The following is a 19,351-nucleotide window of genomic DNA, read 5'->3' on the forward strand; positions in this document are numbered from 1 at the left end:
AGGCGCGCCGGCCGGCGCGCCTTTTTTTATTTCTCCGTCTTGTTCTCTTTTTTTCGACTTTCCGTCATTTGCTTCCAGACGGAGCCTTTCGCCTCTTCGCCGCCTTCAATCCGTTCGATCGCCATTTTCACTTGCAAGCTGACCTCAAATTCCGGATCGTTTTCCGCCGCTTTTAACGCCGGCAAGGCCGATTCATCGCCGACTTCGTACAAAAACATAGCCGCGCGCCAACGAACGAGCTTGCTTTCGTCCTTGAGCGCCTCGATCATCGCCGGAATGGCGTCCGGGTCGCCGATGTCGGACAAACAGTCGCCGGCAGTGCGGCGGACAGCGACAGCCGGATCTTTTAGCGCTTCGTACAAATACGGAAGCACCTTTTTCCCGCCGATCATGCCAAGGTATGCCGTCGCCAGGCGGCGAATCGCCATTTTTTCATCCTTGAGCGCCTTGGCCAGCACTGGAATATCGTCTTCGGTCGGCTCAGCCATTTGTTCGAGCGCGGCATACCGTTTGCGCCAGTCCGGGTCATCGAGCATCTCGCTTGTCACTTTGATGCCCGGCCGTTTTTGCGCCGTTTTTTCCAGCTCGCCGCGACGGAACATGTTGACGATCCGCTCCAGCCGCTCGGGCGGATAGGCGGCTGACAGCTCATCGACTATTTCGCGGCCGATTTCTTCGAACGTGCCGTAACGCACCCCTTTTTCGACCCATTTGCGCTCAAGCACAACATTTCCCGCGTATTTTTGCGCCTCAATGACTGCGTCCATAAACGGTTTCGGCAGCCCGACGCGGTGTTCGCGCTCCCCATCGACAAGCTTCACTTGCATCGGCAGACCGTACAGCATTTGCACGAACACTTTCACTTCGCCAAAATGTTCGTTCACCGTCGGCTTTTCCTCTTCCGCTTCCCCCACATCTTCACCGAACACTTCGCGCACTTTCGTCAAAATGTCGCGCCAATCGTACTTCGGATGACGCTCGACGGCCAGAAAATCGGCGACATGGTAAATGCCTTTCACCCCTTCAATGCGCATGAGCGCCTGGATGATCGGCGGCGCGGCGGCGACGTTGTCCGGCTTGTAGTTATGGCTCGTGCCAAACGGCAGCTCTTCATCAAGCAGTACTTTCATCGTATTCGGGCTTGGTGTCGGTTCAATCGCTTTAATGCGCAAGCGCAACCCCCTCCTTTGACTGTCCCACTGTCTTACAGCAGTTTTTCGATGTCTTCTTTCAGCTCGCTCGGCTTTGTTTGCGGAGCGAAGCGGGCGACGACGCGTCCATGGCGGTCAACCAAAAACTTTGTGAAATTCCATTTGATCGCCTTTGTCCCCAACGCCCCCGGCGCCTCTTCTTTTAAATATTGAAACAATGGATGGGCGTGATCGCCATTCACATCCACTTTCGCAAACAGCGGGAACGTCACGCCGTAATTCAACTGACAAAACTGCTCGATCTCCGCTTCCGTCCCCGGCTCTTGGCCGCCGAACTGGTTGCACGGAAAGCCGAGCACCACAAACCCGCGATCACGATATTCGTCATACAGCTCCTGCAGTTCTTTATACTGCGGGGTAAAGCCGCAACGGCTCGCCGTGTTGACGATCAACAACACTTTTCCTCGATAGGCAGACAACGGCTGTTCTTCTCCGCGAATCGTTTTGACGCTGAATTCATACACACTCATCGTTCTCACCTCACCCCCATCATAGCCGATTTCTCCGTTTGTTTCCACTTTTTGCACCGTTACTGGCCGGCAAATGGCTGCAGCTGTTCGAGCGAGGAAATCATATACGGCACCATTTCCGGTAAATCGGCCGCGTTTTCTTCGTAAATAAGGCGGGCAAATTCGACCACGGCTTCATTTTCATACGAGCCGCGTTCATGCGGAAACGGAAAGCGGAGCGTTTGCCGAATGATTCGCTCCTTGCCCCAAATCGTCCGCAGCGTTCCTTCGATAAGCGCACAAACGGACAGGCGGCGCACCGGCAAGGCGAACGAGACCGCAAGCCGGCAGCCGGCCTGGCCGTGATGGAGCCGTTCATTCACCAGTTCGGCAAAATCGATCGCAAGCCGCACCGTGCAGACGACCGGCGGTTCAGGCGCACCGGCCTGTTGAAAGGAAATGGCGTACTCGCGCGACAGGCGGGCCAAATCGGCGAGATCGCGGCGGTCGGTGACGGCAATGCGCCCTTGCAAGTCGGCATCATAGACGGCTCCTTCCAACACCGTTTTCAAATTGTCAAACGCCGTCGGATCCATTCGTTTCCCCCCTTATTTTCTTTCGCTGTTGAATGTCCACGAACGAAAAAATGAATTGAAGAAAGTCAATAAACTTTTTATAATGGAATTATTTAAAAAACGAGAACGAAACGGAGGGGACATCGTTGCCAATCAACATTCCAAAAGATTTGCCAGCAAAAGAAATCCTCGAACAAGAAAACATTTTCGTCATGGACGAAGAACGGGCGTATTCGCAAGATATCCGCCCGCTCAATATCGTTATTTTAAACTTAATGCCGGAAAAAGAAAAAGCGGAAACGCAGCTATTGCGCCTGCTCGGCAACTCGCCGCTGCAAGTGAACATCACCTTTTTGCGCCCAGAAACCCATGAGCCGAAAACGACAAGCAAACATCATTTAGAACAATTTTACACCATTTTCCCGCACATTCGCCATCGCAAGTTCGACGGGATGATCATCACCGGAGCGCCGGTCGAGCAATTGCCGTTCGAAGAAGTTACGTATTGGGATGAGCTGACCGATATCATGGAATGGACGAAAACGAACGTCACCTCGACGTTGCACATTTGCTGGGGAGCACAGGCCGGCTTGTATTACCATTACGGCATCCCGAAACATCCGCTGCCAAAAAAATGCTTTGGCGTGTTCAACCATACGCTCGAAGTGAAAAATGCCAAACTGCTGCGCGGGTTTGATGATGTGTTCCGCATGCCGCACTCCCGCCATACGGATGTCAAACGCGAGGACATTGAAAAAGTGCCGGAGCTGACGATTTTGTCGACCGCCGACAAAGCCGGTGTTTCTCTCGTCGCTTCGAACGACGGGCGGCAAATTTTCTTGACTGGCCATCCGGAATATGACGCGACGACGTTAAAGGACGAGTATGAACGCGATTTGGCGAAAGGGCTGCCGATTCACATTCCGGAATCATACTTTCCGAACAACGACCCAAGCCAGCCGCCGCTCAATACATGGCGCTCGCATGCGAACTTGTTGTTTGTCAACTGGCTGAACTATTACGTGTATCAGGAAACGCCCTACGTTTGGGAATGAAAGGAAAATATCATTCGACAATAACGCCTTTGCTTTTCCTAGCAAGGCGTTTTTCTTATTTTGTCATTTTCCGACAATTGCCCCGTTCCTTCGTGCAATGAATGGCATACCATATAGTAGATTTTGCAGGGAGGTGAACGGGATGGGCGCTTGGCATGGCAATGGCTTTGCGCTGATCGTTGTCTTGTTTATTTTGCTCATTATTGTCGGGGCTGCGTTCGGCGGCTACGTTTACTAAACCGTAATCCCTTTCTCCGGCCGCCGTGTTTGCCAGCACCCGGCCGTCATCACCGCGGGCGAGCGCCAGAACGGCGTTCCCTGCGTTTTTTCATGTTGCGGCGGAATAAAAAGGGTTCGTCGGTCTATGCTAATGGTATGGTCAGCGTGCCTAAAGGAGGTGTGACGTATGACGAAACGACCGAACAACGGAAGCCGGAACCAAAACGCGCCGACGCAAGACCCGATGGCATTGCTTCACGGCCCGATAACCGGCGACAACAGCAAAGGACGGCGGCAGCATAAAGAGCAAAGCGATAAAACGGATACGGACCGATAAATGGAAAAAGGTGTCTCAAAAGCAGCGAGACACCTTTTTCGTATCGAACCGGTTCGTCGTTCATATTGTGCCTTTCCCCGAAGGACAGACAGCCTTTTAAGCCGGCCCCTGTTAGTCGCTAAAATTCGATTCCTTTCATGGCTTTCGTCCCTTGTTCATAATCATGCTTGATGAGCGCCATCTCGGTCGCGATATCGGCGGCGGCAATCAACTTCGGATCAGCGCTGCGCCCGGTGATGACAAGATGAAGCGCCGGCGGACGCGTCCGGATTGCCTCGAGCACCTCCTCGACCGATACAATGTCGTGAACCGGAAACCGATCGATAGCGAGAGCATTGTTCAATTCGTCCAGCACAATAAGGTCATACCGGCCGGAATGAATATACTGTTTCGCCAGCGCCCATGCGTGTCTCAGCGCTTCACGGTGGATATCGGGCGTTTTTGTCCAAGTGAAGCCAGCGCCGAGTTGGCGCACCTCGACGCCGAGGCGGCAAAGGGCGAGCTGCTCGCCGTACGTGCGCTCTGGAGACTTGACAAATTGCAAAATGGCGACGTTCATTCCCCGCCCAACCGCGCGCAGGGCAAGCCCCAATGCGGCCGTCGTTTTTCCTTTCCCATCGCCCGTATACACAATGACACGCCCTCTACGACGAGGCGTCGGCATTGCCCACGCCTCCTTGCCCCTCTGGAAACCATCGAATCGTCTCACGCAGGCGAACGACATCGCCGATGATGATGATGGCCGGATGGGAAATGCCCGCCTGTTCCGCCTCGTCCGGCAACGTCGCCAGCGGCGCCGCCACGGTGCGCTGCCGCTCAGTCGTCCCCCATTCAATGACGGCCGCCGGTGCATCCGACGGCTTGCCCGCCGCCATCAGCCGGCCGCAAATATCCGGCAAATTGGCCGCTCCCATGTAGACAAGGATCGTATCGCATCCGCGGGCGATCGCCTCCCAATCGACTTGCTCGCTCCGATGCCCGCTGACGATCGCCACCGAGTCAGCGTAATCCCGGTGGGTGACCGGAATGCCGGCATACGCCGGAACAGCGATGCCGGATGTCACCCCGGGAACGATTTCAAACGGAATGCCGGCTTTCGCCAACACTTCCGCTTCTTCACCAACGCGGCCAAACACACACGGATCGCCGCCTTTTAAGCGGACGACCGTTTTGCCTTGTTGCGCATGCCAAACGAGCAGCTCGTGAATTTGTTCTTGAACGGTGTCATGTTTTCCCGGCTCTTTGCCGCAGTAAAGAACCTCAGCGCCCGGCTTTGCGTAGCGCAGCAGCTTCCGGTTGATGAGCCGGTCGTAAATAATGACATCCGCCCGCTCTAGGCATTCGCGGCCGTAAACCGTGATGAGCTTTTCATCGCCCGGCCCGGCGCCGACTAAATACACTTTGCCGATGGTCATTTCCCGTTCTCTCCTTTCGCATCAGCGGTGGAAACGCCCGCCGAAGCGAATGTCGCCATTTCGTTCACCATCGCCGTCGCGGACACCAAGAGCGGAAACGCCACAGCAGCTCCGCTTCCTTCGCCAAGGCGCAGGCCAAGATCCAAAAGCGGCTCTTTCCCAAGCAAACGAAGGGCTATGCTGTGCCCCGGCTCTTCGGAACGATGGCCGGCAATCATATAGTCGGCGACGTTCCCGGCAAACTGGCGGGCCACAAGGGCAGCCACCGTGCAAATAAAGCCGTCAAGCAAAATCGGAATGCGCCGTTCAGCGGCTGCCAACATCGCCCCGGCCATAGCCGCAATCTCCAACCCGCCGATTTTCGAAAGCCATTCAACCGGCTTTGACGGATTGGGGCGATGAAGCAAGAGCGCCCGGCGGATGACGTCCCGTTTATGGGCAAGCATCTCCTCTTGAATGCCGCTTCCTTTGCCAACGATGCGCTCAAGCGGCTCCTCGGAGAGCGTGGCCAATAAAGCGCTCGCAGCGGTTGTATTGCCGATGCCCATTTCGCCGACAATAAGCGTGCGGGCGCCTTGTTCAATGATGGATGCCGCCTGCTCGTAACCGACATAAAGCGCCTGTTGGGCCTCGGACGGCGTCATTGCTTCCGTTTTGGCGAAATTGTTCGTTCCCGGGCGCACCTTCTTCTGAATGACACGCTCATCAGCAATTGGCACGGCGACACCGACATCAATGACTTGAAGCAACGCGCCGATTTGCCGGCTGAAGGCGTTGATTGCCGCTCCGCCGTTGGCAAAGTTGTACACCATTTGCGCCGTCACTTCGGCTGGATAGGCGGACACCCCTTCTTCCGCGACGCCATGGTCGGCCGCAAACACGAGCACTCCGGGCGGAGTGACGCGTGGGAGCAGCTCTCCAGTCATACCGGCAAGCGCGGCCGCCACTTCTTCCAGACGGCCGAGGCTGCCGGGCGGTTTCGTCAGCTGATTGATGTAATCACGTGCTTGTTCCACCATTTCACGGCGGATCGGTGGGATGGAAGCATTCATCACGGTCGCACCATATCCCCATCAAGCGGGAATAGGCGCTTCCTCCTTTCTCGTCTATGATTGAGGGGCGAAAAAGCAGCTTTCCCCCGTCACGCTTTAGCGCAGTGGAAGGCCGGCCACCCCCCGCTTTACAGAGGAATTCGCACCCCCAAACCGAGCCAATCGCTCGGCAAAAGCGGGCCATATCGGCCGTTCCTCCGCACCACCATTTTCCATATCGATCACAGCCGCTGAAATTGACGCATCATCTGTTCGATCCGTCCGACGTCGACATGCTCGCGGACATGGGCGGCAAGCCGGTCAAACATCGCTTCCTTACGGGTGTGAAACGATACAGCGCCGTGCAACGGAGCTCCCTTTTCGCGGCGAATAGCATTCAAAAAAGCGGTGCGGAACGCATCGTTATGAAACAAATCGTGCATGTACGTGCCCAGCACCCGCTCATCACTGTGCTTCGCCCCTTCATGACGGCCGTCCGCCTCAATAAGCGGCGCATAGCCAGAAAGCGGCGCCGAGCGGCCCATATGAATTTCGTATCCTTGCACGGCAAATCGCTCTCCGCCCCATGTAAGCACTCCTTCGGAACGGATCGTGATTTTCGTCCGCTCAAGCGTTGTTTCCATCGGCAGCAACCCAAGCCCTTTGACTTCCAAAAGCGGCGTCTCGACTCCATACGGGTCGCGGATGACGGCGCCAAGCATTTGGTAGCCGCCGCATAAGCCGACGACCCTCGCTTTTCCTTCATTGACAAGCGACACAATGCGGGAAGCGAGTCCTCTTTTCTTCATATAAATCAAGTCTTCGATCGTGTTTTTGCTTCCCGGCAGCACGATCACATCCGGCTCGCCGAGTTCACCCACGTGCGTCACCAACCGGACGCGGCAGTCCGGTTCGGCCAAAAGCGGGTCGATATCGGTGAAATTGGCGATTTTCGGACAGCGGATGACGGCGATGTCAATCGCTTCCTCTCCCCCGACAGATGAAGCAAACCGCTCAAGCGACAGCGAATCTTCCGCATCGATCGCCAAATCCGGCAAATAGGGGACAACGCCGAGCACCGGCACGCCGGTGTGCTGCTCAAACCAATCAAGCCCCGGTTTAAGCAGTGACACATCGCCGCGAAACTTGTTAATGATGACGCCGATGACCCGCTTTCGGTCCTCAGGCTCAAGCAGCGACAGCGTTCCGACGAGGCTCGCGAACACCCCGCCCCGCTCAATATCGCCGATCAACACGACCGGAGCATTGGCGAGGCGGGCGATGCGCATGTTGACGAGCTCACGGTCGTTTAAATTTACTTCGGCCGGGCTTCCCGCTCCTTCGATGACAAGCCGGTCGTATTCGTTCATCAGCGTTTCAAGCGACTGGCGAATGACGGCCAGTCCTTGGTCGAAAAACTCGTTTCGGTAGGCGAACGCCTGCATATTGGCATACGGTTTGCCAAGCACGACGATTTGCGACTCGTGATCGCGGCTTGGCTTAATCAAAATCGGATTCATCTCGACGCGCGCCGCCACTCCGGCCGCTTCCGCCTGAATGCCTTGCGCCCGGCCGATTTCTTTCCCGTCCGGCGTTACATATGAGTTTAACGACATGTTTTGCGACTTAAACGGCGCCGTCTTCCAGCCGTCTTGGGCAAACATGCGGCAAAAGGCGGTTGCGATGACGCTTTTGCCGGCATCGGAATGGGTGCCTTGAAACATGACTGGCAGCGCTCTAGCCATCGCGTTTCACCCGCTCGCATGCGGCGAGCCATCGTTCAGCCATCGCCGGGGCGGACGCGAAATGGAAATGGACGTAGCCGGCGACAAGCCGGTGCATTAGACAACCGTCCGGCTTTGTTCCTTTCCGGCCGCTCGTGTCATAAGCAAACGGCATCTCGCTCCGCGGTTCGTACACCGAATAATGGAATTCATGTCCGCGCGCTGTTTCTCCTTCCGGCAATAGAAAATTCCCTTTCCGCCCGCGCACTTCGCGATACCCAAGCGCCGCCAGCGTCCGCTGCATGACGACCCGCCCCGGAATGACGCCGACCATGTCGTACGCCTCCCCGCTCGTCGTCACAAGCTGTTCGGTGAGAAACATAAATCCGCCGCACTCAGCCAGCGTCGGCAAACCGGATTCAATCGCCGCCCGGATCGACTGTTTCGCCGCCGTCTGCCGCGCCAGCTCAGCGGCAAATTCCTCCGGGAAGCCGCCGCCGATATACAGCCCGTCGGCGCCTTCCGGAAGCGGCTCGCCGGCGAGCGGAGAGAAATAAACAAGTTCCGCGCCATAGGCGGCCAATATCTCCAAGTTTTCTGGATAGTAAAAGTGGAAGGCGGCATCCTTCGCCACCGCGATGCGAACCGGATACGTCCGGCTTGGCTGGACAAGCGGCGCAGGCGCCTCCAGAGGCGGAGCGGACTCGGCGATTTGAAGCAGCGCCTCCCAATCGACTGTTTCCGCTACTTTTTCCCCAAGGGCGGCAAAAAAAGCATCCAATTCGCCGCGCTCCACCGACGGTACGAGCCCTAAATGCCGCTCGGGCAACGTCAGAGCCTCGTCTTTTGGCAAATAACCGACCGCCGGGATGCCGCACATTTGCTCGATGGCCGCCTGAATCAGCCGGAAATGCCCTTCGCCGCCGACGCGGTTCGCAAACACGCCGGCAATGCGGACGTTGGGGTGAAACGTTTGAAACCCGCGGACGATGGCAGCAGCGCTGCGGGCCATGCCGGCGGCGTCAATGACAAGCAGCACCGGGCTTTCCGTCAATGCCGCAATATCGGCTGTCGATCCTTCATCAGACAGCGGCTGCTTGCCGTCAAACAGCCCCATCACCCCCTCGATGATGGCGAGATCCGCCCCTTGGCAGCCGTTCGCCAACATTTGGCGCACGTTCGCACGGCCGGCCATCCAGCTGTCCAAGTTGCGCGCCGGCCGGCCGGTGACCGCCGTATGGTACGTCGGATCAATGTAGTCTGGTCCGCATTTAAACCCTTGCACCGTATATCCTTGCTGCTTCAGCGCCGCCATCAAGCCGAGCGTTACAGTCGTTTTGCCGGCACCGCTTCCTGGCGCAGCGATGACAAGCCGTCGCATGGCTCGCTCTCCTTTCTGCGTCTGTGATCGATCAGTGCCACCGAAATCGTCACGTTACCCGATTTCTTTTTCACGAGCGCCATTCGATCGGCCCCGCTGTACAATTTCGCCGCCGGCTCGCTCACCCCGTAGGCGCCGGTGTAGCGAAACACGGTCTCCGACGGCGCTTCGATCGGCACCGTGTTCAGCTCTTCTGGCGTATATGCAACCAATTCCCATCGATATTTGTTGACTACCTCCAAAAGGCCTTGTTCATCCTTTTTCAAGTCAATGGTGCACACCGCTTTGACGCTTTTCATCGAAAAGCGCAGCTCATTGAGCGTCTCATGGATGACCGCTTCGATTTCGTCAGCCGATGTGCCGCGGTTGCAGCCGATGCCAAGGGCGATCACTTTCGGGCGATACAAGACGCCGTTTTGCAAAATCGCTTCTTCTTCCGGCGCAAGCAGCCGGTGAGTGACCACAAGCGCCGCCGTCGGGCGGGCGGCCAGCGCCTCCGCGATCGAGCCGTACACGGTGATGTTTTTCGGCAGCGGGCGGCCCGCCGGCCACCAATTTGGTTCTCCTGACTCTTGCACAATGGCGACCGGTTCTTCATTGACAACAGCCGCGCTCACCGGCGTCAAGTTGTCATCCGACTCCCATTCCCAGCCGAATTCGCGGCCGAATAGATCAACAGCGATCGTCTGCTGCACATCGGAAGCGGTCGTAATGACCGGGCGGGCGCCCAATATGGCGGCCACACGCCGCGTCAGTTCGTTGGCGCCTCCTAAATGGCCGGATAATACGCTGATGACATGTTCTCCTTTATCATCAATGACGACAACCGCCGGATCGGTTTTTTTATCTTTCAGCAATGGAGCGATCATCCGGACGACCGCGCCGAGCGAAATGATGCAAATGAGTCCGTCGTAGCGGGCGAACAGCTCCGGCAGCAACGTCTTCACGTTGCCGGAAAACAAGCGGATCCCGTGCTCCGCTTCATCGCCGCGGGCGAATTTCTCCGTATAATACACGTCCGCTCCAACTAGCGCGCCGCCGAGCCGGCGGGCGATCTCGACCCCGTGTTTCGTAATGGCCACGACCGCATAGGCGCCGTTCCTTTCGTTGTTTATGGCAACAGCCCCCACCTTACGCCTCCCCCTTTCGATATCCGTGCGTAAACGTCCGGTCATACAGCTTCGACCGATAGCCTTGTCCATGAATATGCGGATCGAGCGCCCAGCCGGCTAAGATGATGGCGTGCTTCGTCACGCCATAGCGCCGCATATCGTCAGCCATTGTGGCAACGGTGGAACGAATCACGACTTCATCCGGCCATGTCGCCTTATAGACGACCGCCACCGGCGTATCACCGCTCCAGCCCGCGTCAAGGAGCGCCGCGCTTACTTTTTTGGCAAGCGTCGCGCTTAAAAAGAGGACAAGGGTGCAATGATGCTGCGCCAGCTCCTGCAATTTCTCACGCGGCGGCATCGGCGTCCGCCCCTCGGCGCGGGTGAAAATGACCGTCTGCGTCAATTCCGGAACGGTGAGCTCCGCCTGCACGGCGGCCGCGGCGGCAAACGCCGAACTGACGCCGGGGACGATTTCCACTTCAATTCCTTCTTCTTTCAACAAGGCGATTTGCTCGAGCGTCGCCCCGTAAATCGATGGATCACCTGTATGCACGCGGACGACGAGCCGACCTTGCCTCACCTTGTCGGCCATCATCGCCACCATTTGTTCCAAATGCATGCCAGCCGTATGAAACACCTCTGCCTCCGCCTTCCGGTAACGCTCAATCAGTTCCTCGCTCACTAACGAGTCGGTGTAAAAAATGGCGTCCGCCGCGGCCAACAGCTCCGCTCCTCGAACGGTGATCAAATCCGGCGCCCCCGGCCCCGCTCCGATGATATACAGCTTCACTTTCTCACCACCAGCAATGTCAAATATTCGAGTTCTGCCCCTTCGAGCCGCTCAACGTCCCAAATGACTTCTTCCCTTGACGTCACTTTCGTCACCACTGCCGCCCGATGAAGCAAATCGAGCTCGCGCAGGAGGCGGATCATCAAGTCGATCACTTTCGCTACTTTAAAAAAGATGACACAATCATGTGCAAGAATCGCGGCTTTCATCGCTTCATAGTCGTCACGCGCCGGCACGATCGCCACTTGCTCATCGCCGTCCGCAAGCGGCAGGCGAAGCCGGGCGGCGGCGGCGTTCGCCGAGCTGACGCCGGGGACGACTTCGATCGGCGCGTCTGGATAGCGTCGCTCCATCACATGCATCAAATGGATGAACGTGCTGTACAACAGCGGATCGCCTTCGGTGACAAACGCGACATCGCGCCCAGCCGACAGTTCCGCCCAAATGGCGTCGGCTGCTTCGTTCCATTTTGGTTCAAGCACGGCCACGTCTTTTGTCATCGGAAAATGAAGCCCAAGCCGGCGTTTTTCCTCCGGCGCAAAATACGCGTCAATAATTTGTTCGGCATAGCTTTTGCTTTGCCGCCCTTTTTTTGGATAGGCGATCACCTCCGCCTCTTTTAGGCGGCGGTATGCCTTGACGGTCATCAGCTCCGGATCGCCTGGGCCCACGCCGATGCCATATAATGTTCCCGTCATTCCTCTCCCTCCCGCTTCGCGGCTATGATGTACACCGGATTGAGCGCCTCAAAGCGCGTCAAGTTCAAAATCGGCTTGCTTCGCGACACTTGCGCGAGCGTGATATCGACATGAAACCCGCGTTCGCCGAGCTCGCGGCTCGCTTCGGCCAGCGTCTCGATCGTCGCCGCATTGATGACGATGCGCCCGTTTCGTTTCAAGCGGCGGCAGCACACATCCAGCAATGGCGCCATCGCCCCTGACGTGCCGCCGATAAAGATGGCGTCCGGGTCGGCAAATTCGTCGAGCCGATCGGGCGCCCTGCCGTGCACAAGTGTGATATCGACGCGGAATTTGCGCAAGTTTTGCCGGCAAAGTTCGATATCTTGTTCATTTTTTTCAATCGCAAACACGGCGCCGTCGCGGGCGATTTTCGCCGCTTCAATCGCCACCGAACCGGTGCACGTTCCAATATCCCAGACGACGCTGTCCGGGCGCAAGCGCAAGGCGCTTAGACTTAAAACTCGGATTTCTTTTTTCGTGATCAATCCTTTGTCCGGCTTGCGCTGAAAAAACTCGTCATCCTCAATGCCGAACGGCCAAACCGGGCTTGGCGCTGTCTGCCGCAAAATGACTATATTTAATGGAAGAAACTCGGCTTCCGCCATCTCTTCCAACGAAAACAAGCGGCAGCGCTCGTTCGGGCCGCCGAGCTCCTCGCCGACAAACGCCTCATATTCCGTCATGCCGTACTCGAGCAAATAGCGGGCGATGACGGCCGGCGAGTTCGTCTCATCGGTTAAGATGGCGACTTTGCGCCGCCCGTCGATCCGTTGCACGAGGCCGGTGAGCGGGCGGCCATGGGCGCTGACAAATGCGGCATCTTGCCAAGACTCCCCCATTTTCGCAAACGCCCATTGCACCGAGCTGACCGCCGGATACACCTCAATCGGCAATTTGCCGGCCAAATAGCTGCCGATGCCGTAAAAGAGCGGATCGCCAGACGCCAGCACGACAGTACGGCGCGTCTCGTGCCGAAGCCGCTCCACCAGCTCCGCCAGTCCGCGGCGGATGACGATCGTTTCTCCTTTGTAATCGGGAAACATCGCCAGCTGCCGCTCGCCGCCGACAAGCAGTTCGCTTTCATCAATCCAGCGCCGATACAGCTCAGGAAGACTTGCCTTCCCGTCAGCTCCCACGCCGATCAGTTTCATCGTCCCCATCAATTTGCACCGCCTTTCCTAATCGTTGTCCGTTCATGGTGTAAATGGACGTCGCCACCGTCAAGCCGCCTCCGACTTCGTTGAGCGCTGCCCGGCAACACGCCTCACACAACAGTTCGAAAAACTTCGTGCAGCCGGCTTCTTGCATCATGTCGCCGACTTGCGCCGCCGTGTTCGCGCCGCGCACCGCGGCCACCAACGCGGAAGAGGCGCCGGCTTGCTCAGCGAGCGCCGCCAAAAAACCGAAGTCAACCGGAGCGCTTTTCGAGTGCACCATCATCACCCCTTGGGCGACTTTCGAAAATTTCCCCATCATCCCGACCATCGACACCATCTTGATGCCAAGCCGTTTGCATTGCTTCAGCGTAAACCCGACAAAATCACCCATTTCAATAAATGCTTCTTCCGGCAAATGCGGATACTCTTGCATGGCATATTTCTCGCTCCGCCCCCCGGTCGTGATCACGACATGGCGGCAGCCGTTCGCTTTCGCCACTTGAAGCGCCTGTACGATGCTCGCCCGGTAGGCGGCGGTCGAGAACGGAACGACGATGCCCCGCGTTCCTAAAATCGAAATGCCGCCCATAATGCCAAGCCTCGGATTCAACGTTTTTTTGGCGATTTCCTCGCCGCCGGGCACGGAAATGACAACGTTCACTCCGCGATGTAAACCGTATTGCGCCAATACTTCGTTGACTGCTTCGCGGATCATTTGCCGCGGCACTGGATTGATCGCGGCTTCCCCGACCGGCACCGGCAAGCCGGGTTTCGTGACGCGTCCGACCCCTTCCCCGCCGTCAATATGAACGCCCGGCGACGAGGCCCATGAGACAGTGGAAACGATGAGCGCACCGTGCGTCGCATCCGGATCATCGCCGCCGTCTTTCACCACAGCTGCAGTCGCCGTTTCGCCTTCGAACGAACAAGAGGCAAGTGAAAAGGTGACGACCCGCCCGATCGGAAGGCGAATCGTCGCGTCTGTCTGCACTTGGCCAGTGATGAGCGCCGTGAGCGCGGCTTTCGTGGCCGCTGCCGCGCACGATCCGGTCGTATATCCTTCACGCAGCGTTTTTTTTGTTTCCATCGTTCGTCACGCTCGCTCGGCAAGCAGCGATAACGCATTCAAAGCGGCGACCGTCACGGTGCTTCCTCCTTTGCGGCCGCGGTTGGTGATGAACGGCACATCGAGCTTCGCCAATTCTTCTTTCGATTCCGCCGCCGAGACGAATCCGACCGGCAAGCCGATCACAAGCCCCGGCCGCGCTTCTCCTTCTTTGATGAGGCGAATGAGCTCCAATAACGCTGTCGGAGCGTTGCCAATGGCGAAAATGCCGCCTTCCGCTTCTTTCACCGCTTTGCGCATCGCCACAATCGCCCTCGTCGTATTCAGCCGTTTCGCTTCCGCGATCACGTCTTCATCAGAAATATAGACACGCACCGCGCTGCCGAACTTCGCCAACCGCGCTTGATTGACGCCGGCTTGCACCATTTGCACATCGGCGACGACAAGCTTGCCGCTGCGGATGGCATCAATGCCTGAGCGAATCGCATCCGGGTGGAAAAGAAGACTTTTGCCAAGCTCAAAATCAGCCGATGCATGGATGACGCGCTGAACGATTCGATATTGTTCTTCCGTAAACGAATGCTCGCCGATCTCTTCATCAATGATTTGAAAACTTCGCGCTTCAATTTGTTCCGGCTGGACGGTGGCCGGACGAAACGTGGTATGAAACTCCATCTTTCACTCGCTCCTTTTTTCGCTTGATGTTCAGGGAACTCCCGCTAGCCAAATCTATTTTGTTTGACACTACGTGTGCGCTTTACCCAGCGGCATGGAGGAATGTCCATCCGTTTACGCCGTCGGAAGCGGGGCATGCTGCTTCAACGACTCAAGCACGCCGGCAAAATCGTGGTGCACGATGCCGTATGACAGCCGCGGGCGGCGGATGACGATGACCTCGATGCCGAGCTCCTCGGCGGCGGCGATTTTCTCATCCACAAACCCGACTTTGCCGCTTTCTTTCGTGACGACGACCGTGACGCCGAAATGACGGTACAGCGCCCGGTCGAGCTCTTGGGTAAACGGCCCCTGCATCATGACGATCTGCTCTTGCGAAAACCCAAGACGCTCGCATTTGTCCAAATTGTCTTTTCTCGGGAGCATCCGGGCGATCACCTTCACGTTTGGGCGATTGAGCAGTTTGGCGGCGAAAATGTCGAGCGTTTTGCTGCCGGTCGTCAGCATCACGACGCCGCCTTTTTCCGCCGCCAAGTCAGCCGCTTCTTCATAGCTGTCGACAAATGTCACCTTCTCGGATGAAAGCGAAGACGCCTGCCGCTCATAGCGGATGTACGGCAATTCGGCAGCGGCCGACGCTTGCATGGCGTTTTTCGACGCCTCCTCCGCAAATGGATGGCTCGCATCGACAATCGCTTTGGCTCCCTCGGCTTTGGCCAGCTCGGCAAGCTGGGACGCATCCAAGCGGCCGACGTAGGCGCGAATGCCGGATGACCGAAGCTGTTCGGCCGCGTGATCAGTGACGACCGTCGCGGTTACGTTATAGCCGGCTTGTTGGATCATCACCGCCAATTCGCGGGCATCGCTCGTCCCTGCCAACATCAAAATCATCAGCGCTCCCCCTTTTTGTTTTTTAGTGATGATGGTGATGATGATGGTGAGAAACGTGCAGCCGGTATTGACAGACATCGCAGTTCATCGCCACCGTTTGATCGAGCACTTCTTGCAGGCGGTCAAGCACGATATCGATCAGTTTCGGATGAAAGCCGACATAATCGGCCAGCGCAAATGAGACGTGCGGGTGATCGAGGCGGTATTGCGCCACTTGCCGTTCAAGCCGCTTGATGAGCACACCGGTGAACAAAAAATACGGCAAAACGACGATCCGCTTCGCCCCAAGCATGAGACAGCGGCGGACGGCGTCATCAAGCGACGGCGTCGTCACCCCCATAAACGCCGGCTCGATGAGCGCATAGCCCGTTTGTTCCCAAAACAAGCGGGCGATTTTATACAAGTCGCTGTTCGCGTCCGGGTCGCTCCCGCCGCGGCCGAGCAAAATGACCGCTGTGCCGTCGTCTGGCTCTTCCGGCCGCTCGCCGATTTCTTGCAGACGCTCGCGCAAAATCGCGAACGTCTGCTCATGAACGCCGATCGGCCGTCCATATCGAAACATGATGTGCGGATAGCGCGCTTTCGCCTCATCGATTTCCGCCGGGATGTGCAGCTTCGAATGCCCAGCCGGCAATAAAATGAGCGGAATGACCGCCACTTCCGCCGCTCCGGCCTCAACGCACCGCGCGATTCCTTCGCTGATCGACGGACGGCCAAACTCTAGAAAACTCGTTTCAACATGGAAAGAAGCAGAAAGACGCGGCCGCAGGCAGTCGACAAACTGCTGTACTTGCTCATTTCCTTCCGGGTCGCGGCTTCCATGGCCGACAAATAAAATGGCTCTCATATTCGCTCTCCTCTCTTTTATATCGCTCCATCCGAGGTTACTCACCGCATGCCGGCGTTTTGATCTTCGCCGCCGTCTTGGCCTCCTCGTACGAAAAGCGGCCGATTTGTTTCACGCGGGCAAAAAACTTATGAAATCGTTCGTTCGGATGAGCATGTTCTTTGTACTGTTCAATGATGTCCGCCACAATGGCCACCATCTCTTCCGGCGGGATGCCTTCCGCAACGAGCTGGCCGGGATGGGCGTTGCGGCCGACCGTTTTCCCGCCTAAAAACAAGTCAAATTTCCCTTTCCGGTACACAAGCCCGATGTCTTCGCGCACCGCGCCGTAGCATGCCATGCCGCAGCCGTTGATGCCAAGCTTCAACTCTTTCGGCAGCGCCATGCCCCCAAATCGCCGCGCCAATTCCTCCGCGTATGGAATGGCGTCTTTTTTCTCTCCATCGCAAAAATCACATGCCTTCACCGTCAGCACATCACCAACCGGCATCACCATCAGTCCGACAGCAGCGAGCCGATCGACAAGCCCTTTTGGATCCTCTGTCACCCGCTCGATTTTGATATAATGATCCGGCGTGTACGTCATTTTCCCGTCCGGTCCGACCGCTTCGGCGAGCGCGATGAGCTGCTCCGGAGTAAACTGCTTGTTGGCCACCCCTGGGCTCACTGCCGCTTCGAACAGCACGGCGGACGCCTTCTTTGTCGTTCTTCTTTCCAATGCTGCAAGCGCGTCCTCCGCTGTTTCTCTCACCCGATGCAACAGAGCGGATGACGGCCGGTTTTCCGTTTGGACGAATGGCTCCTCCGGCAGCGAAAAAGCGGAAGCTGCCGGCGCCAATCCAGCTTCCTTCGCGGCCGCGTCCACAGCCGGCGGCAAAACCGCTACGGCGGCAAAACCGCGGTCTTTCTCGTCGCCGAAAGCGGAGGCAGCCGCGGCAAACGGCCGAAACGCTTCTCCGTTTTCTTCGTCCGGCTCTCTCAGCGGCTTCGTCTGGTCAAGCGCCCATGGCTCCGCCTCTTTGCGTAGCCGTTCATGCGGTTTGAGCGGCTGGACGGCGGCGGTCAACTGGTATTTGCGCTGGTAGCCGCGCGGCGTGATCATCACGCCGTCATGGACGAATGTCGTTGAGTTGCCGATAATCACCGTCGTCAACATGCCGATCTCATGGTCAAGCATATGCGCCAAGTCGGTGAGGACGATATGCTGACGCTCGCGATACGCGCTTTTTACCAGACCGACCGGGGTCTCCGGAGACCGGTGGCGAAGCAGGATGCGCTGCGCCTCCACAATCTGCCGAGTGCGCCGCCCGCTTTTCGGGTTGTACAGCGCGATGACAAAATCGGCCGCCGCCGCGGCGTCAATCCGCTTTTCAATCAGCTCCCACGGCGTCAAATGATCGCTCAAACTGATCGTACAGGCATCGTGCATAATCGGGGCGCCAAGCAGCGCCGCGCACGAATGAATCGCGGAAATGCCGGGGATGACTTCGACTTCAATCGGACTCGCTTTCGTCCACCCTTTTTCGATCAACACTTCATACACGAGCCCCGCCATGCCGTACAACCCGGCGTCGCCGCTGGAGATGACGGCAACCGTTTTGCCGCGCTCGGCCCACTTCACCGCCGCTTGGGCGCGGCTCACTTCTTCGGTCATGCCTGTGCTGATGATCTCTTTTCCAGCAATGAGATCGCGCACAAGTTCGATGTACGTTTTGTAGCCGATGATGACGTCGCTTTCTTCAATTGCTTCCCGAGCCCGTTTCGTCATATGGTCGACGCTTCCCGGGCCGAAGCCGACAATGAGCAATTTGCCGCTCATCATGATCCCTCCTTTTGCCGACTAGCACCCATTTTTCACACTCCATTCGCCGCTCATGTCCCTTTCACGGCGCAACACATCGGGGGACGATCTTTTCCTCTGGCCGCCATGCTTGCCAAAGCCGCACGAACAGCGGAACATCCAAGCGGATGTCCAACAGCCGCTGGCGGTCGGCGAATACGTCTTCGGGCGCCCCTTGCATCACGATCCGTCCTTCGTGCATGACCGCGACGACATCCGCCCACTGCCAGACGAAATCCATGTCATGGGTGGCGATCAACACAGTCGTCCCCGCCTGGTGAATGGCGTCAATTTGTTTGAGAAACTGCTTTGTCTGATGCTGATCCAAATAGGCGGTCGGTTCGTCCAATACGAGCAAGTCCGGCTTGGCCGCCATCGTACAGCAGAGCGTCAGCCATTTTTTCTGTCCGAGACTGAATTGATGGGTCGGGCGGTCCAGCCAAGATTGAAGGTGGTATTCCGCCGTAATCGCGGCAAGCGCCTCCCCCATTTTTTCTCGATCGATTCCGGCATGGACTAAGCTGATCGCCAATTCATCACGCACGAGCGGAGCAAGGATTTGATGCTCCGGATTTTGAAAGACGATGCCGACTTCACGCCGCCATTGCGCCCAATCAGCGCCGCGTTCATACATGTTGCGCCCTTTCCAATACACCGCTCCTTCCTGCGCCCGCAGCAGCCCGTTCAAATGAAGAAACAACGTCGTTTTGCCGCAGCCGTTTGGCCCGATCAAGGCGCATTTTTTTCGCTCTGGAATTTCCCAATCAACCCCATTTAGCACATACCGTTCCGCCTGGTAAGCGTATTTCACTCGTTCCATCCGCAGCAGCAAC

General features: G+C 57.3%; 21 protein-coding genes. 3 read left to right on the forward strand and 18 right to left on the reverse strand.

The genetic code is table 11. The features are described 5' to 3' along the window. Positions 1 to 26: 26 nt before the first annotated feature. The 3 genes from CV944_RS06195 to CV944_RS06205 are packed head-to-tail and all read right to left on the reverse strand — an operon-like array spanning position 27 to position 2,256. Complete coding sequence (locus CV944_RS06195; protein WP_033010012.1) at positions 27 to 1,172, reverse strand: conserved virulence factor C family protein; 1,146 nt, start codon at positions 1,170 to 1,172, stop codon at positions 27 to 29. Between the two features lie 32 nt (positions 1,173 to 1,204). Further along, the gene (locus CV944_RS06200; RefSeq protein WP_011231277.1) at positions 1,205 to 1,681 is read right to left on the reverse strand and encodes a glutathione peroxidase; all 477 of its coding nucleotides are present in this window, start codon (positions 1,679 to 1,681) and stop codon (positions 1,205 to 1,207) included. 59 nt (positions 1,682 to 1,740) lie between these two features. Beyond that, positions 1,741 to 2,256 carry a hypothetical protein gene (locus CV944_RS06205; RefSeq protein WP_011231278.1) on the reverse strand — a complete coding sequence of 172 codons (516 nt, stop codon included), beginning with the start codon at positions 2,254 to 2,256 and terminating at the stop codon, positions 1,741 to 1,743. A 125-nt stretch (positions 2,257 to 2,381) separates the two neighbouring features. On the opposite strand from CV944_RS06205, the gene metA reads away from it, so the two are divergent. From metA to CV944_RS17425, 3 genes are all read left to right on the forward strand, one after another. Next, complete coding sequence (gene metA / locus CV944_RS06210) at positions 2,382 to 3,290, forward strand: homoserine O-acetyltransferase MetA (RefSeq protein WP_100663958.1); 909 nt, start codon at positions 2,382 to 2,384, stop codon at positions 3,288 to 3,290. Positions 3,291 to 3,432: 142 nt separating this feature from the next. Continuing rightward, complete coding sequence (locus tag CV944_RS06215; RefSeq protein ID WP_020959919.1) at positions 3,433 to 3,528, forward strand: YjcZ family sporulation protein; 96 nt, start codon at positions 3,433 to 3,435, stop codon at positions 3,526 to 3,528. 168 nt (positions 3,529 to 3,696) lie between these two features. Then, complete coding sequence (locus CV944_RS17425; protein ID WP_193442140.1) at positions 3,697 to 3,846, forward strand: hypothetical protein; 150 nt, start codon at positions 3,697 to 3,699, stop codon at positions 3,844 to 3,846. Positions 3,847 to 3,964: 118 nt separating this feature from the next. Here CV944_RS17425 and cobO read toward each other — a convergent pair whose 3' ends face one another. The 15 genes from cobO to CV944_RS06290 all read right to left on the reverse strand — a co-directional run bounded on the left by cobO (position 3,965) and on the right by CV944_RS06290 (position 19,350). Beyond that, positions 3,965 to 4,510, reverse strand: a complete 546-nt coding sequence (gene cobO / locus CV944_RS06220; RefSeq protein ID WP_100663959.1) for a cob(I)yrinic acid a,c-diamide adenosyltransferase — start codon at positions 4,508 to 4,510, stop codon at positions 3,965 to 3,967. Further along, a complete protein-coding gene (gene cobA, locus CV944_RS06225) occupies positions 4,491 to 5,261 on the reverse strand; it encodes a uroporphyrinogen-III C-methyltransferase (RefSeq protein WP_055358472.1) in 771 nt (256 codons plus the stop codon). The genes cobO and cobA overlap by 20 nt, the downstream gene beginning before the upstream one ends. Further along, complete coding sequence (gene cobT, locus CV944_RS06230) at positions 5,258 to 6,313, reverse strand: nicotinate-nucleotide--dimethylbenzimidazole phosphoribosyltransferase (RefSeq protein ID WP_100663960.1); 1,056 nt, start codon at positions 6,311 to 6,313, stop codon at positions 5,258 to 5,260. Before cobT ends, cobA begins: the two co-directional genes overlap by 4 nt. Positions 6,314 to 6,534: 221 nt before the next feature. Continuing rightward, the gene (locus CV944_RS06235; RefSeq protein WP_100663961.1) at positions 6,535 to 8,037 is read right to left on the reverse strand and encodes a cobyric acid synthase; all 1,503 of its coding nucleotides are present in this window, start codon (positions 8,035 to 8,037) and stop codon (positions 6,535 to 6,537) included. After that, positions 8,030 to 9,397 carry a cobyrinic acid a,c-diamide synthase CobB gene (locus CV944_RS06240; RefSeq protein WP_047818426.1) on the reverse strand — a complete coding sequence of 456 codons (1,368 nt, stop codon included), beginning with the start codon at positions 9,395 to 9,397 and terminating at the stop codon, positions 8,030 to 8,032. Before CV944_RS06240 ends, CV944_RS06235 begins: the two co-directional genes overlap by 8 nt. Next, positions 9,343 to 10,527 carry a cobalt-precorrin 5A hydrolase gene (locus CV944_RS06245; protein WP_033010020.1) on the reverse strand — a complete coding sequence of 395 codons (1,185 nt, stop codon included), beginning with the start codon at positions 10,525 to 10,527 and terminating at the stop codon, positions 9,343 to 9,345. Before CV944_RS06245 ends, CV944_RS06240 begins: the two co-directional genes overlap by 55 nt. 1 nt (position 10,528) lies before the next feature. Further along, positions 10,529 to 11,302: a precorrin-4 C(11)-methyltransferase gene (gene cobM / locus CV944_RS06250; RefSeq protein WP_100663962.1), complete on the reverse strand. Its 774-nt coding sequence runs from the start codon at positions 11,300 to 11,302 to the stop codon at positions 10,529 to 10,531. After that, on the reverse strand, positions 11,299 to 12,000 hold the full coding sequence (cobI, locus tag CV944_RS06255; protein ID WP_011887473.1) for a precorrin-2 C(20)-methyltransferase: 702 nt from the start codon (positions 11,998 to 12,000) through the stop codon (positions 11,299 to 11,301). The genes cobM and cobI overlap by 4 nt, the downstream gene beginning before the upstream one ends. Then, positions 11,997 to 13,202 (reverse strand): bifunctional cobalt-precorrin-7 (C(5))-methyltransferase/cobalt-precorrin-6B (C(15))-methyltransferase, encoded by a 1,206-nt coding sequence (locus CV944_RS06260; protein WP_063329959.1) that lies wholly within the window; start codon positions 13,200 to 13,202, stop codon positions 11,997 to 11,999. Before CV944_RS06260 ends, cobI begins: the two co-directional genes overlap by 4 nt. Beyond that, positions 13,168 to 14,286, reverse strand: a complete 1,119-nt coding sequence (locus CV944_RS06265; protein ID WP_044742813.1) for a cobalt-precorrin-5B (C(1))-methyltransferase — start codon at positions 14,284 to 14,286, stop codon at positions 13,168 to 13,170. Before CV944_RS06265 ends, CV944_RS06260 begins: the two co-directional genes overlap by 35 nt. 6 nt (positions 14,287 to 14,292) lie before the next feature. After that, positions 14,293 to 14,940, reverse strand: coding sequence for a precorrin-8X methylmutase (locus tag CV944_RS06270; protein WP_011231292.1), 648 nt, complete (start codon positions 14,938 to 14,940; stop codon positions 14,293 to 14,295). Between the two features lie 114 nt (positions 14,941 to 15,054). Continuing rightward, on the reverse strand, positions 15,055 to 15,831 hold the full coding sequence (gene cobK / locus CV944_RS06275; protein ID WP_100663963.1) for a precorrin-6A reductase: 777 nt from the start codon (positions 15,829 to 15,831) through the stop codon (positions 15,055 to 15,057). Positions 15,832 to 15,853: 22 nt separating this feature from the next. Then, entirely contained in the window at positions 15,854 to 16,678 is an 825-nt protein-coding gene (locus CV944_RS06280; RefSeq protein WP_063329957.1) for a sirohydrochlorin chelatase, read from the reverse strand. 37 nt (positions 16,679 to 16,715) lie between these two features. Further along, on the reverse strand, positions 16,716 to 18,497 hold the full coding sequence (cobJ, locus tag CV944_RS06285) for a precorrin-3B C(17)-methyltransferase (RefSeq protein WP_100663964.1): 1,782 nt from the start codon (positions 18,495 to 18,497) through the stop codon (positions 16,716 to 16,718). 64 nt (positions 18,498 to 18,561) lie between these two features. Further along, positions 18,562 to 19,350: an energy-coupling factor ABC transporter ATP-binding protein gene (locus tag CV944_RS06290; protein ID WP_369806427.1), complete on the reverse strand. Its 789-nt coding sequence runs from the start codon at positions 19,348 to 19,350 to the stop codon at positions 18,562 to 18,564. Position 19,351 lies beyond the last annotated feature (1 nt).

The sequence above is a fragment of the Geobacillus sp. WSUCF-018B genome (assembly GCF_002809985.1).
GTDB lineage: Bacteria > Bacillota > Bacilli > Bacillales > Anoxybacillaceae > Geobacillus > Geobacillus thermophilus.